Source organism: Algoriphagus locisalis (genome assembly GCF_900116615.1).
GTDB classification, from domain to species: domain Bacteria; phylum Bacteroidota; class Bacteroidia; order Cytophagales; family Cyclobacteriaceae; genus Algoriphagus; species Algoriphagus locisalis.
The window spans coordinates 707,762-722,727 of the sequence record NZ_FPBF01000002.1 but is presented as its reverse complement, the minus strand read 5'-3'; the positions used below and the strand labels follow the sequence as shown (position 1 = coordinate 722,727).

Here is a 14,966-nt window from a genome sequence, read left to right as displayed (position 1 = left end):
CTTGTATGCGGTGATCAGTCCAATTTTTTACCGTTTACTACCACATTTTTTACTTCAAACCCTTTTACAAAGTCTGGTTCGAAATCAGCTTTTGCAGCTCGTATATTCAGGTTTTCGAATGTAAAATCGGAAAGTCTATCGTGCTCTGTAATCGCCACATCGAAAAATATATCACATTCCAAGTCCATATTTTTCATGGTGATGTGGTCCGAATAGGAAAGAGGAACTTCTTCTTTGCCTTTGAGATCAAAAAACTGAGTCCAAGGCTTCACATAGATGAAGCTGCGGACTTTGCCTGTGATATTTTCTAAGGTAATGTATTCATAGTGTTGTGGAGTGTCAGGTCGCATTTTCAGCCACAATAGGCGTACAGCATCCTGCACCTTAATATTCCGCATGATCACATTTTTATTGTGAATCGATTCGCTACCATTGGTAAGTGCTCCATGGCAAAAGCCAAATTCACTGTCTTCGATGATGATATTGGTGTTCTCCCCGTTATTTGGATCCTCATCTGCCCAAGGTCCTTTCCCGCCCTTAAGTGCTATCGCATCGTCATTCACTGCGAGGTAGCATCCTTTGATCAGCACGTTTGATACGACATCCAGATCAATCGCATCAGTACTTGGTGCTTTGACAGGTTCATGTGGAGAAGTAATCGTGAGATCAAGTAGCTTAATGTTTTTGCATTGATAATAATGGCTGCTCCAGAAGCCTGCATTGATGAGACTTACATCCTGAACCTGCACGTCATTACTTTTCCAGATGAACACCAACCGTGGTCGAGATACTTCCAGATTAGTACAGTTGGGATCTTCCTTTCTTCTCTGCCAAAAAGCCTCCCAGAATTTCAATCCATTTCCGTTGATTGTTCCATGGCCAGAAATAGTAAATCCATCAACTCCGTAGGCATTGACAAGTGCGGCATAGTAATCCAAGTTTTGACCCTCCATACGAGAAGGAATCAAAGGATAATTTGCAATATCATCTGAGCCTTTTAATACAGCGCCCTCCACGACATGCAAATGGGTTTTGGGTTTGAAAAATAGCGCTCCGCTTAGAAAAGTGCCTTTTGGGACTATGATGACCCCACCTCCATTTTTTTCAGCCTCATCAATTACAGCTTGGATTTGCTTCGTTTGTATGATACTGCTGTCATTTTCAACCCCAAAATCAGTCAAGACATACTGCTTGCCTAGGTCTTCCAATTTGATTTTGGAATAATCATGAAACCAAGGTGAGATCTCGCTTCCATCAGGCCAGGTTTCTGTGGCTTGTTGCTGAGAAAAACCAGTCTGAAATATCAAAAGGAAGTAGAAACAGGAAGAAAATAGCGTTCTCATTCAGATCAGAATTGGTTCGATTAATTACAAAGTTCAAGTCAAGTTACAAGTCTATTAAAAGTCAAGCGCAATGCCATCAGGTGGTATCCTGTAGGGATTTAATTCCAAAAGGAGACGTGAGAAAGAGCTGTTCGAAGGAAGAGCTTGATATCTCTGGAAACTATGCCTTAGGTCGGTTTATCAGGGCTAATTTAGCATCTTCCCCTTTTCGTTGAACAATTTGTAGCTGTCATAACTCTTGTGTAAAAATCCTTCTGATGTAGCGGTAACCAACTCATCAAAATCATAGCCTGGTAAAGTAAACCCCTCGGGTATTCCCAATACCAGAACAGCGTTATTTTCCAATAGGATAAACCGCACATACCGTCTATTCGAGAAGGTAATGTAAAAGGATAAAGCATTTTCAAACGACTCACTTTCTTTTATTTTTTCAGGGATTTTCTCCAAGACTCTATCTTTAAAGTTGGCAAATGACCGATCGTCTGTAAAGTTTATATAGATCCTATTGGAGAGGTTTTGATTTGCTATTTGTTGGATGAAATCATGATTTTCTATTCTCCGCTTGAGTTCAGACATATGAGTGGTGAAATTATTAAATGGAGTTATTTCGTCCGTTATGGGCATAGTGAGATTATATACAATATTGCTTTCATTGCCTTTTTCTACCATATCTGCCATCCAGCAATCTCCACTGTAGCTGTAGGATAAAATGTTGCCAATATCGGAGTCTAAAATTTCAAATTTTTCTAGTGTCTTGGCTTCTCGATGAAGCAATTCGGACAATTGTTTATTTGGATTCTCTATCCTGGATTTTATGGTAAAAGGTAAATAAGGAGTAAGCGAATTTATTTTATCCGCAATTCTTAGAGAGTCATCTGTTTTGTTTTGAAAATATTGATAATTGAGAAAAGTGTTGTAATGGTGGAGCTTATTAAAATCATCAACAGAATTGTCTTGGATTATACGTACAAGTGTATTTTCAAAATATTCTTGATCATTTTCCTCTAGGTTGGCAAAAGCCTGAGCGATCTTGCTTCCATCAGCAAAGTAATGTGCTTGATCTCCATTCTTCACTTTTAAGTTTGCCCCAAGAAGAATTTTGTACATGTCTAAATCTAGCTTTTTTAGCTCTTGCACATAGGTAGAGCGAGCCTCAGAAGCTATAGAATTGTCAGCTACTCTAGAGACTTGGTCATTCATCACGTTTAAAAAAGCTTTGATAAATATGCTCCAATCGTGGGTTTCAGCCGCAAGCCTTGCGATCCTCTTCTGCTGCTCTAGTGGACCATTATCAAAACTGCAGGAACCTACCTGCTGATTAAGCCTCATCAGATTTAAAGCCCGCTCTTTTGATAGTAAATGTGCCGTAAAATCTTCTAAGTCTCCATTTGTGACTTGGGATTTTTCGGCAAAAGTAAGTGCACTGTCCAAAAGGATTTTGAAAGTAGCATCTTCTTCATAAATCTTACTCAAATCTGATTTCCTTTTTGTCCTCCACATTTCAAGAGAATCTCTATAATGATTTAAATTATTGGGATCCTTTGGGTAAAATGGTTTTCCGGATTTTAAATCAAAATAAGAAACCAATGAATCAATAATCGTTTCCTCAGTAGTTGTGAAGTCAGGCATTGATTTATTTTCAACAATAAAAATTTTCTCCTCAGGCTGAATAAGTACATCCCCATAAAAAAGCCAGTCTGCGTACTTCTCCGGAATTTTATACGATTGAAAATAATCTTCTAAAAAAAATCCGGAAATAGTGTAAAGATCGGATTTGTAGCTTTTATAGAATTCAAAAAATTTTAATTGCTTTTCCAGAGAATCAGAATATGGAATGACTATTTCGTGATTTCTATTGTTTTTTATTTCAAACGTTTTTATAGCTATCACCTCATTATCCTTGTAATCAATGTACTGGCTTTTTATGATAAGCAAGCTTCTATCCACAATCAATTGAGGATATGCAGCCATCAACTCCTCAATGCTATTTGCCTTTTTGAATACTTCGCTAAAGCCATCTAGGTCACTGGTTTTTATCTCAAAATAATCAGAAGTGGTCTGTGGCAGGGAGAAATAATCAGGAACAATACTATTTTCATATTCCTTCTCCAGCGAATAAATAACGGAATCAAGTGTAGAAATATCCTTTGGTTTAATTATTCCATCTTGTCCACAAACTGATTTACAAGTCAACAAAAAAAGAATAACTACTAATTTTCGCATGAGTATGTACTAGATTGAACCTTAAGATACTTCAATCCCCAGATTTTAACTATACGAATGCCTGATTTAATAGTTAAATAACCTTAACCCGTATATAGGCCTATCCATGGTATCACTAGTTGCTCTAATACTCTTCAGAAAAATCTAGATTTTTTGCTGCATCCCGATCAAGGAACCAAGTTAAATTCTCACTGATAGGCTTGACCAGTGAAGCCGGGTAGTTGGCAAAATCTCCTTCAAGCATCACAATTTCCTGTACTTTTTCTGCTTTTCCAGCTCCTGTTACCAAGAAAGCTACCGCTTTGGAGTTGTTCACGACTTTTCCTGTAATCGTCACACGTTTTTGCCCTGAGTCAGGATGCGTAGCTACCACGCAGTTTTCTTTAGCATCCCAAAGAGAGATGGAATCCGGGAAAATAGAAACGGTATGTCCATCATCACCCATGCCGAGCATGACCAGATCGAATTGTGGTATTCCGTTGACTATCGGCAATTCATCGGATAGGACTTTACTGTAGCGCTGAGCTTCTTCTTCGGGATCATTTTCTCCTAAAACCCTGAAAATATTGAAGAAAGGAACTTCTATTTTTGACAGCAGGTGATCCACTGTCATTTTATAATTGCTTTCAGAATCTGTCGGTGCCACGCAGCGTTCATCACCCCAGTAAAACTTGATTTTTGACCAGTTGATTTCGCTTCCAAAATTTTCTGCCAAATAGTCGAAAATAATCTTCGGAGTGCTGCCGCCTGACAGCGCAACGTGGATCGTTTGATCGCTAGCTGCCAAGTCTCGGAAGTATTCAGAAAATTCCTCGGCAACTTGCTCTTTGGTATCGTATATTTTTAGTGTCATTGAGTTTGAAAATTTATAATTACGATCGCAGGATGGATTAATTAAGTTTTCCCACTTTTAGCGAAAGCTTAATTAATAAACTGCGCCCTCTGCGAAATTCTCCGTGAACTTTGCGGTAAAAAAGGATTACAGAATACAGAATCCGGTTTCGTCAGTGAGACGTTTTCCTGGATTTCTCCAGCCAAAATGCCCCTCAAACATTTCATCTGAGTTTCTAGGTCCCCAAGTACCCGCTGCGTAACCGTAAGTTGGTACATCTTCATTTTGCCAGTATTTCAAAATTGGATCTACAAACTTCCAGGCAGCTTCCACCTCATCAGCTCTCGCGTAAAGTGTTGCATCTCCCTGCATAGCGTCTAATAGTAATCTCTCATAAGCATCCATAATCTCTGCTGAGTCGAGATCTGAATAGTAGAAATCCATATTTGCCTGCTCCACATGGAAGCCCAAGCCCGGAACTTTCACTCCAAACTTGATCAGGATTCCCTCATCAGGCTGAATACGAATGATGATTTTATTGTCCTTCTGGTATGCATCCTGGCTTTTGAAAACCTCATGCGCCGGAGACTTAAAGTGGATTACCACCTCAGTCACTTTTGTCGGCATATACTTCGCTGTGCGGACATAGAATGGCACATCTTTCCAACGCCAATTGTCTACAAAAAACTTAACTGCCGCAAAAGTCTCCGTTTTAGAATCAGGATCAACTCCGTCTTCTTCTCTGTAGCCCTTTACTTTTTTGCCATCGATAGTCGAAGCCACATATTGGCCCTTCATGGTGTGGGTTGCCAATTCTTCGTCACTTGTCATTATGCGAAGAGATTTTAAGGCCTTTACTTTTTCATCCCGGATTTCCTCAGCACTGGAATTGATGGGTGGCTCCATCACAATAAGGGAAACGACTTGAAGCAAGTGACTTTGAAACATGTCCCGAAGTGCGCCGGACTTGTCATAATACCCGCCACGTTTCTCTACACCGACAGTTTCTGCATTGGTGATTTCCACATGGTGGATGTATCTGCGATTCCAGGTAGGTTCGAAAAGAGAATTGGAAAATCGCGTTACAAGTAGGTTTTGAACAGTTTCTTTCCCTAAATAATGATCAATTCTATAAACCTGAGGTTCGTTGAAATACTTGTGCAAACCTGCGTTCAACTCCTGAGCAGTAGCCAAACTATATCCAAAAGGCTTCTCCACAATGATGCGCTTCCAGCCATTTTCTTCTGTGGTAAGATCAGCTTCGCAAAGATTCTTAGCGATTACTTCGTATAAACTTGGAGGTGTGGATAGGTAGAAGATGTAATTTTCATCACAGCTCTTTTCTTTATTCAGCTTTTGAATCCTCTTTGCCAACCCATCGTACTTGCTGTCATAGTCATCCCCCAAGTCTTCATAAAATAGCTTTTCGGCAAAAGCAGCTATATAAGCTTTCTCTTCCTTACTGATTTTATCCTTCAAAAACTCGCTTTCCTGAACTACTTTCTGACGGAATTCCTCATCCGTCATCGCACTTCGGCTAGCGCCCAAAACCACGAAATTTTCTGGAAGATGCTTACCCTTATAGAGGTTATATATTGCCGGAACCAGTTTTCGTGCAGTCAAATCACCTGACGCACCAAAAATTATAAGCATCTGGTTTTGTGTTTTTTTCATTTCTTGAGGCGTATTTTTATGGTTTTTGTATCAAAACCCTGCTTTGGGCGGTCACAAATTTATCAATCTTACTAGAAAGCCAACCTTCAATCCATTAATTTTGGAGGCAATAGACGCAAAAATAACCCATATTTATTTCTAACCTTGCAAGCTGGTAGGCTTAGAAGCAAATTTGAAAAACAACACAAAGAAACGATGGAGGATACGAATTACGATTTTGGATTAGTTGGCCTAGGAGTGATGGGGCGAAATTTTATTTTGAATGTCGCTGACAATAAATTTAGAGCTTTTGGATATGACTTAAGCGAAGCTCAGGTGAAGGCTATGGAAGTTGAAGCTGAAGGCATGGATAATGTGAAAGCCACGACGGATGTCAAAACTTTTATTCAGGCTTTATCTACTCCACGGAAAATCATGCTTCTAGTACCTGCTGGAAAAATCGTAGATAGTGCAATAGAAAACCTTTTGCCACTTTTGGACAAAGGAGATATTATCATTGATGGAGGAAATTCATTTTTCACCGATACCGACAAAAGAGAGGCTTATCTAAAAGAAAAAGGAATTCACTTCTTTGGATCTGGAGTATCTGGAGGTGCTGAAGGTGCTAGAAAAGGCCCAAGCATCATGCCTGGCGGAGACAAAGAAGCTTACGAATACGTAAAGCCAATTTTTGAGGCAGTTTCTGCAAAATACAAAGGAGAACCATGTGTGGCTTATTTAGGTCCAAAGTCAGCTGGAAATTACGTAAAGATGGTGCACAATGGCATTGAGTACGCCATGATGCAGCTGACTTCGGAGATTTACGATTTGCTGAAAAAATCCTGTGACCTATCCAATGAGGAACTTCATCAGGTTTATGATACTTGGAATAAAGGCCGATTGCAGTCATTCTTGGTAGAAATCACCGCAGAGATATTTACCCAAAAAGATGAGCTGACTTCTGCTGATTTGGTGGATATGATTTTGGATAAAGCCAAGCAAAAAGGAACAGGCAAATGGACTTCTCAGAATGCGATGGATTTGGGAATTCCTGTTCCGACCATCGATATGGCGGTAAGCATGCGTGAGATTTCTGCGCTGAAGGATGAACGAGTACAGGCAGACGAATTATATTCTCGCCCAGAGGTAGCACATATCGCAAAGGAAGAACTGATAGCTCAGGCAGAGCAAGCGTTGTATTTCTCCTTTATCATCGCTTATGCGCAAGGATTGCATCAGTTGATGTATGCTTCCAAAGATTATGGCTATGATCTGGATATGTCTACAATCGCCAAAATCTGGAGAGCAGGCTGTATCATCCGAGCAGGATTGTTGGCTGATATCGCGGAAGCCTACACTGCGGATAATTCCATTCCTAACTTGTTGCTTTCACCTTCATTCGTACCTAAAGTTCAAGGGACTTTACCTGCAGTTCGTGAAGTAGTTGCTTTTGCTGCGAAAAACGGAATTCCTGTTCCGGGACTTTCTTCTGCATTGAGTTACTTCGATGCCTATACTTCTACTAAACTGCCTCTAAATCTTATCCAAGCGCAGCGCGACCACTTTGGTTCGCATACCTACGAGCGTACGGATCGAGAAGGAATATTCCATACCGAATGGGGGAAATAAGAGTTGGCAGTGGTCAGTGATCGGTTTTCAGAGAATGTAAAAGCTCGCTAAGAATATTGGCGAGCTTTTGTCTTTAGGGTATTTCAGAGTATTTCGTATTTTTAAGCATGGGAATTATCCAAACCAATATTGAGAAGATTATTCAGCTTTGCATCAGCCATAAAGTTGATAAACTTTATGTTTTTGGCTCTGTCGCATCGGAATCGTTTAGTCCCAAAAGCGATGTAGATTTATTGGTGTCCTTCCAAAAGATCGATTTGTTCAACTATTTTGACAATTACCTAGATCTGAAAAATAAATTGGAGAAGTTGCTCAAACGAAAAGTTGATTTAGTCGAAGAACAAACACTAAAAAACCCTGTACTAATACGATCCATTGATCGTAATAAGCAGCAAATTTATAGATGAGAGGATCGAAAAATGGCTTTATGATATTCATTTTTCAATTGAGGAAATAGAAAGTTATTTCCCGGCTGAGGAGAAAAATTTTTACCACTACAATAAGAATTCCATGAGAAAAAGAGCAGTGGAGAGACATCTTGAAATAGTTGGTGAAGCACTTAATCGAATTCTAAAAAGAGATCCTTCTTTTGAAGACAAAATCAAAAATGCACGATCCATTGTAGGACTTAGAAATCAGGTTATTCATGCTTATGACAATATCTCAGATGAAAATATTTGGTCTATTCTGATCAACCACTTACCCAAACTAAAAAATGAAATTATTAGGTTATTAAAATAATTGTCAACAAAAAAACCTCCCGATCACTCAGGAGGTTTTTGCATTTATATACCGGACTATAATTCTTAATAGATCACCTTCACTATGCTCGTGATGACAGATGCCATGCGGATGGATTCGAAGATTCTTTCTTCGCTGGATCCCAATTCGATCAGGTGATTTTCGTGAGAAGCCACGCACATCTGGCAGCCGTTCACTGCTGATACTGCAGTTGAGATCAATTCGAAGAACTCTTTTCCTAACACAGGATTCATCATTATGTTCATACGGAGTCTTGCGGGAATTTGCCCGTACTTTTCTTTTTCTACAAAGTGGCGGAATCTGTACAGTACGTTATTGCTGCTGAGCAAAGAAGCACAAGCTACTGCTTCACCGATTTCGGCTACAGTCGCTTCGTTTTCCTCTGCCAATTTTCTAAAAAATGCTTGAAGTGGATTGTTTGCTGCATTAGCCGCTAGTGCCAATCCCATCAAAGCCACTTCCTTTTGATTTAGTTTATCGCCTTTAAGAATGGTCTTAAAGTTGAGTTTCAAATCCTTCACATATCTGGAATCAGAATCGCCCAGATTTCTTAAAGATTCATTGGTAAACTCTTCATTCAATCCTACTACTTCCAAAAGTTCGGCTACGGATTGATTTACATTTAATACTTCCATGATGTAAGATTAAGGTTTGAAAACAAGCAAAGGAGATCCTGAGACCTCCTTTGCTGAAATTAGGTTTGAGATCTGAATTAGTTCAGGTTCAAGGTAGCTTCTCCTTTTTCCCAGTTACATGGGCAAAGCTCGTCAGTCTGAAGCGCATCTAGCACTCTCAATACTTCTTCTACATTTCTTCCTACAGAAAGATCGTATGCAGATACCCAACGAACGATTCCCTGAGGATCGATGATGAAAGTAGCTCTGTAAGCGATTTTTTCGTTTGCTTCAAGAATACCTAGTTCCTCTGCAAGAGACTTAGAAGTATCAGCTAGCATTGGGAATTTAAGGTCACGTAGATCTTCGTGGTTGTTTCTCCAAGCCAAGTGAACGAATTCAGAATCAGTAGATGCGCCTACCAATACTGCGTCTCTGTCTGCAAACTCACCTGCATTCTTGTTGAATTCTGCGATTTCAGTTGGGCAAACAAAAGTAAAATCCTTTGGCCACCAGAACATCACCATCCATTTGCCGTCGGCAGTGTGGATATTGTTGCTGATCGTCTGGAATTCTTGTCCTTTTTCTCTAGAAACTACTGCGGTTTTTTCGAAAGCTGGGAATTCAGCACCCAAGCCAAGCATTCTGCTGCTCATAATATTGTAAGGTTTAGTTTTCAAAATTGTTACACAAAGTTGTCTATGAATTTTCTATCAATCAAATTAATAATTGTTATCTCTTTATAACTTTGGGTTATATGACGCTATATCAATTAGAGTATATCGTAGCCTTGGATAATCACCGGCATTTTGTGAAAGCTGCTGAGAGTTGCCATGTCTCTCAGCCAAACTTGACTACGCAGATCAAAAAGTTGGAAGAAGAGATAGGAGTCAAAATTTTTGATCGTGACGCCAAGCCGGTAAAACCTACACAAGCCGGGGAGCAGATCCTTCTGAAAGCCCGCCAAATTCTTCGGGAAGTGGCCGATTTGAATGAATTTGTCCTGGATGAAAAGGAATCTTTAGAAGGCACATTTACAATTGGGGTAATTCCCACCATTGCGCCCTATTTACTTTCCTTGTTTTTGCCTGAGTTCGTTCGAGCCAATCCTAAGACAAAACTGAAGATTAGGGAACTTCAAACCCTGGAAATCATCTCTGAGCTTCAAAAAGGGACGCTTGACATCGGGATTTTAGTAACTCCGATCGAAGAAAAATCGATTCGGGAAATTTCACTTTTCAATGAACCCTTTCTCCTCTATTTGCCAGAAAATCATCCTTTCTCAAAAAAATGGCATATCACTCCAGCCGTATTGGATCCCAATCAAATGCTGGTATTGGATGAGGGACACTGCTTTAGAGAACAGACCTTGGCAATTTGCGAAAGCGATAGAACCAGAAATAACTTTGGTTTTGAATATCAAAGCGGGTCCATTGAGTCTTTGATTCGATTGGTCGACAAAGGAGTGGGGTATACGCTGGTACCTGAAATGGCTGTGCTTTCAGAATCTGGAAATGAAAGAATCAGAAGATTTGACTCTCCGGAACCCGTGCGCGAGATCAGTCTTGTCGTCCAAAGTAGCTTTACCAAGGAAGCATTGATTGAAGTGTTGCGCGCAAGTATTCTCAAGTCAATTCCAGAAAGGTTTCAGAAAATTGATGATTACATCAAAGTAAAATGGAGGTAGTCCAACCCATCATTCTGATCTGAGTGAGTCCACAGGGTTTGCCATAGCCGCACCAAAAGACCTAAACCCAACGGTGATAAAGGCGATGATGAATGTGATTCCGAGTCCGGAAAGAAACAATATTGGTCCTAGAGAAATCTGGTAGGCAAATTCTTTTAGCACCATATTCATTACAAATCCTGCAATCGGAGCAGCCAATACAAATCCAAAAAAGATCAATTTGAAAAACTCCTTTGTGAAAAGTAATACGATACTTTCAGACGTGGCTCCCAAGACTTTTCGTATGCCGATCTCCTTTGTTTTGTTATTGGCCATAAAGGTCACCAAACCATACAGACCTAGGCAGCCGATGAAAATCGCCAAGGAAGAGAATAAGGCAAGTGTTGTGGATGTTTTTCTTTCCCCGTTATACAAATTCTTCACCTGGTCGTCTAGGAAACTGTAACTGAATATATGCTCCGGATAGGCAGCTTCCCACTTATCTTGGATTAGCGCAAGGTTTTGTTCGAAACTATCCCCTTCCAGTTTGAGAGAAATATTATGAAAACCACTTAGATTATTAAGTAAGATCACAGGTTCCATAGGTTTGGAAAGAGAAGTGGTATTAAAATCTTTTACAACACCTTTTACCGGCATCATATTTCCCCAAAGGTCTATTTGTTCACCCACCAAGTCCTTATAATCTTCATAGCCAGCAGCTTTTGCTAATGTCTCATTTACCACAAAGCCGGACATGGTATCCATATCAGAAAGCCCAGTTCCGGCGAGCAGTTCCAGTTCAAATAAGTCGATGTAATCGCCATCCACTTCTTTGATCTGGGTACTGATTGGTTCGTCACTTCCCGGCAAGGTAAAACTGGTGCCAAGAACGCCACTTGATGATGGTGGAGCATTGTTTAGGCTGACCATAGAAATGCCTGATAAGCGTTGCAATTCACCTTTCAGCGTTCGCATCACACTTTGGTTTTGTATGGTATCCACTTGTTCATTCACCGGAATTGGCAAAGTCACAATCGCATCTTTTTGAAATCCAAGATCTATTTTTTGAATGTACTGAAACTGAGAATACATGACCAAGGTCGCGATGATAAAGAACTGGGAAATGAAAAACTGGACTACCACCAACGAACTGCGCATGGAGAATCCTCTTTTCTTTTCAGAACTATTGGAAGAATACACTTTTCCGCCTTTGCCAGAAGAGATAATCCAAGCTGGATACAGTCCTGACAGGAGAGTGACAATGATCATGACACCTATCAGATAAATCCAAACAGACAGGCCTGAAGTTAATTGAAGTGAGATATTGAGGCCTAAATAAGGGTTGATGAATTTCAACAGGAATTCCCCTAAAATAACCGAGAATCCAGTGGCGATAAATGTCACTAAAAGCGTTTCGCTGAGCAATTGGAAAATGAGTTGGGATCTGGAGCTTCCCAGAATTTTCCTGATGCCGATTTCTTTGCTTCGCTTCACTGCTGCGGCTGTAGTCAAATTGACAAAATTGATGCAACAGCTAACTAATAAAACTAACCCAATACCTATAAAAGTTACTTTGGCTATGAAGGGCATTTTTGAGTTGTAGTTGCCAAATCGCATATCACTATGAAGTGTATTGAGTGGCTGAATAAGGAAATTCTTTCCAAAGCCGGATTTGTCTTTTTCTCCGTAGTATTTCTCCGTAAATCCAGGCAACTGAGCTTCCAGATTTTTTATTGAAGCATTTTCCTTCAATAAAAAGTAACAATTATCCGTATCCGAAATGCCACCCCATTCGCTGCCTTCTTTCTCCTTTTTGATAGTTGCATATGAAAGCATCAAGTCAAAAGGCAAGTCGGTTTTTACAGGATAATCCTCTAGGACGCCACTGATTTTAAAATCCTTGTCATCATACTTAATTACTTCACCCACCGGATCCTCTTTCTGAAAATATTTCTCAGCCCAGGTCTTTGAGATCAAAGCGGTATTTGGGCTTTCAATGCTAGAAGGATCACCAATCAAAAATTCTCTATCGAAAATATCGAAAAAGGAAGGTTCAGCGTAGGCGACCCCCGTGGGTTCTACCACCTTGGAAAATGAACCGTCTGGCTTAGCAAAGCCGATCATAGAATTGCGGCGATAGGAGGTAAAGGTGGCAGTTTCCACTTCTGCTTCTAAATCATCTTGAAATGCGCTGACCAGAATCGGAGGGATTCCCTGCGTGAAAGACTCTCCATTGCTGGTCTTCTCTGAGGTGACTACCCGATAGATTCTGTCTTTGTTTTTATGATAATCGTCAAAATTGGACCCGTTTGCAACAAGCAAGAAAAGAATCAAACCTCCGGTAATCCCGAGAGTCAGTCCGGCTATGTTAATAATGGAATTGCTCTTCTCTCGTCGAAGAATTCTGAGGGCAGTTTTGAAGTAATTATTGATGATCATATCGCTGACAGACTGGTTTGCACTGCAGTTTTTGCAAAGAGAAAGCCAAGTGAAATGTGTATTAATTGCGTCAATAGAAGGATTATGATGAAGCCTACGTTCGAACTTGAAAAATTTTGTCCACCCACGGACAACGTTGAGTTGGTCTTAACCAACCTGCAGATAATCTTAGTTGATTTTAGAATATTCGAGATTACCCGACTTTCAAAATTAGTTCACCATGTCTTTTCACCACTTTCAATTCGAAGTATTGATTGATAAAAGCTTTGCAGTGGTTTTCTGCCCATTCGGCTCTGGACTCGGTATCAAAAAGTAAAGTCATTCTGAGCATAGTTTTCACGTATTGCTCATAGATTCCCAGTTCACGTACATATCTGAGAAAAGCTGCAGACCAATCCTCCTGAAATTTCTCCAAGTGAGTTCTCCCATCAAAAAGCATTTCCAATTGATTGTCTCCATGCTTAAAGCGATAAATACCGCAAAGTTGACGGTAGATCAGGCGTACCCGCTCTCTGGGAAAAATAAACGTATCCAGGATCTGAGCATACGTTTCATCCATCAATTGAAGGGGATTATACAAGGCTGTATAAGAACGCTTCAATTCAAAAACCATTCGATCAATAAGTTCTTCCTCAAGCACGGACTGAGCTTGTCTAAGAATGTAGTTTTTATCTAATGGAAAGAGTTTTTGGATCATGCTTCGCAAAAATAGCAAATTATCTTTTTAGGATGGTTTTAAATTCTGTTTTATGTCGGATGACGGGTGACCGATGCTTTGGCCAAACTTCATTATTCGAAATTCAACATTTTACATTTATCATTATAAAGTTTGATCTGAAGCAATTTTGGACCTTATTTCAAACTTTTAACATTGAATACTAGCGCTAATTTGGATAGCTAAACTGGATGAACACACTGTCTTCGACTGCGCTCAGACTGAAACCGTGCATCGGACACCCGACGTCCAGCACCCTCAGCCCCAATCCGAAGGCCTTCTTGCCTCATAGGAATCTATTTGATCCAATAAGTCTGCAGGGTCATCAGACACAATCAATAACTCTTCCTGCTCGGGATACATAAATCCCTCTTTCATGGCATGTTCCAAAAATGCAATCAATTTATTATAATAGCCATTGACATTATACAGGGCTAGTGGTTTTTGAATATAGTGGAGTTGGTTTAGAGTCATGATTTCAAAAAGTTCTTCCAAAGTGCCGATACCTCCAGGCATTGCTATAAATGCATCTCCACGCTCCGCCATCAGCCATTTGCGGTCACGCATGGTTTCTACGATGATCAGTTCTGTGCAGCCTCGGTGAGCAACTTCCCGATCAACCAATTTCTGCGGGATGATACCCAATACTTCTTTACCAGCGTTTAACATTTCGTCCGCGATCACACCCATCAGTCCTACTCTACCCGCTCCATACACCAAAGAGTGATCTCGCTTGATCATTTCCTGAGCCAGTGCCCGAGCGCCTGCTTCATAAACTGTGCTTTCTCCTTTTCTAGAACCGCAATAAATGGTGATTTTCTTCATGGCTTTGAATCAAACTTTGAATTCGAAATTACAGGTTTCTAATTTTTAATGCACAGACATAAAGCAGGTTTTACAAAAGCTTAATGGTACTGGATGAAATGGTGTTTGGGATTAGAATTGAACATAAAAGTTCTCAAAAGTATCATGAACAGCGTCTTCATGGATGGTAAATACTCATATTGAGGCCGCTTAAGCCTGTCCCGTCTTGGCGGGAGTCTCCCGTCTTCGGTCTTCTAGCCCATCAATCAAGGGAATTTTATTTAAT

Annotated in this window: 13 protein-coding genes; 4 read left to right on the top strand and 9 right to left on the bottom strand. The window is 40.2% G+C overall.

Annotated elements, in window-relative coordinates; genetic code table 11:
* Positions 1–14 precede the first annotated feature (14 nt).
* The 4 genes from BM386_RS08230 to zwf all read right to left on the bottom strand — a co-directional run bounded on the left by BM386_RS08230 (position 15) and on the right by zwf (position 6,072).
* On the bottom strand, positions 15–1,343 hold the full coding sequence (locus BM386_RS08230; RefSeq protein ID WP_091692575.1) for a rhamnogalacturonidase: 1,329 nt from the start codon (positions 1,341–1,343) through the stop codon (positions 15–17).
* 186 nt (positions 1,344–1,529) lie between these two features.
* Positions 1,530–3,566, bottom strand: a complete 2,037-nt coding sequence (locus BM386_RS08225) for a hypothetical protein (protein ID WP_091692574.1) — start codon at positions 3,564–3,566, stop codon at positions 1,530–1,532.
* A gap of 124 nt (positions 3,567–3,690) precedes the next feature.
* Positions 3,691–4,419, bottom strand: a complete 729-nt coding sequence (gene pgl / locus BM386_RS08220; RefSeq protein ID WP_091692573.1) for a 6-phosphogluconolactonase — start codon at positions 4,417–4,419, stop codon at positions 3,691–3,693.
* A gap of 126 nt (positions 4,420–4,545) precedes the next feature.
* Entirely contained in the window at positions 4,546–6,072 is a 1,527-nt protein-coding gene (zwf, locus tag BM386_RS08215) for a glucose-6-phosphate dehydrogenase (protein ID WP_091692572.1), read from the bottom strand.
* Between the two features lie 195 nt (positions 6,073–6,267).
* Here zwf and gndA point away from each other — a divergent pair, with 195 nt between their 5' ends.
* The 3 genes from gndA (at position 6,268) to BM386_RS08200 (ending at position 8,421) form a co-directional block, all read left to right on the top strand.
* Positions 6,268–7,680, top strand: a complete 1,413-nt coding sequence (gndA, locus tag BM386_RS08210; protein WP_091692571.1) for an NADP-dependent phosphogluconate dehydrogenase — start codon at positions 6,268–6,270, stop codon at positions 7,678–7,680.
* A 107-nt stretch (positions 7,681–7,787) separates the two neighbouring features.
* Positions 7,788–8,087, top strand: a complete 300-nt coding sequence (locus BM386_RS08205; RefSeq protein ID WP_091692570.1) for a nucleotidyltransferase family protein — start codon at positions 7,788–7,790, stop codon at positions 8,085–8,087.
* Positions 8,056–8,421 carry a HepT-like ribonuclease domain-containing protein gene (locus tag BM386_RS08200; protein WP_244545479.1) on the top strand — a complete coding sequence of 122 codons (366 nt, stop codon included), beginning with the start codon at positions 8,056–8,058 and terminating at the stop codon, positions 8,419–8,421. Before BM386_RS08205 ends, BM386_RS08200 begins: the two co-directional genes overlap by 32 nt.
* A gap of 65 nt (positions 8,422–8,486) precedes the next feature.
* Here BM386_RS08200 and BM386_RS08195 read toward each other — a convergent pair whose 3' ends face one another.
* Entirely contained in the window at positions 8,487–9,077 is a 591-nt protein-coding gene (locus BM386_RS08195; RefSeq protein ID WP_091692569.1) for a carboxymuconolactone decarboxylase family protein, read from the bottom strand.
* A gap of 77 nt (positions 9,078–9,154) precedes the next feature.
* A complete protein-coding gene (locus tag BM386_RS08190; protein ID WP_091692568.1) occupies positions 9,155–9,712 on the bottom strand; it encodes a peroxiredoxin in 558 nt (185 codons plus the stop codon).
* 101 nt (positions 9,713–9,813) lie between these two features.
* On the opposite strand from BM386_RS08190, the gene BM386_RS08185 reads away from it, so the two are divergent.
* The gene (locus BM386_RS08185; RefSeq protein WP_091692567.1) at positions 9,814–10,743 is read left to right on the top strand and encodes a LysR substrate-binding domain-containing protein; all 930 of its coding nucleotides are present in this window, start codon (positions 9,814–9,816) and stop codon (positions 10,741–10,743) included.
* Positions 10,744–10,752: 9 nt separating this feature from the next.
* Here the strand turns inward: BM386_RS08185 and BM386_RS08180 are convergent, their stop codons facing one another.
* From BM386_RS08180 to BM386_RS08170, 3 genes are all read right to left on the bottom strand, one after another.
* Positions 10,753–13,161, bottom strand: a complete 2,409-nt coding sequence (locus BM386_RS08180) for an ABC transporter permease (protein ID WP_091692566.1) — start codon at positions 13,159–13,161, stop codon at positions 10,753–10,755.
* A 193-nt stretch (positions 13,162–13,354) separates the two neighbouring features.
* Complete coding sequence (locus BM386_RS08175; protein ID WP_091692565.1) at positions 13,355–13,858, bottom strand: hypothetical protein; 504 nt, start codon at positions 13,856–13,858, stop codon at positions 13,355–13,357.
* Positions 13,859–14,134: 276 nt separating this feature from the next.
* Positions 14,135–14,701, bottom strand: a complete 567-nt coding sequence (locus BM386_RS08170) for an LOG family protein (protein WP_091692564.1) — start codon at positions 14,699–14,701, stop codon at positions 14,135–14,137.
* Positions 14,702–14,966 lie beyond the last annotated feature (265 nt).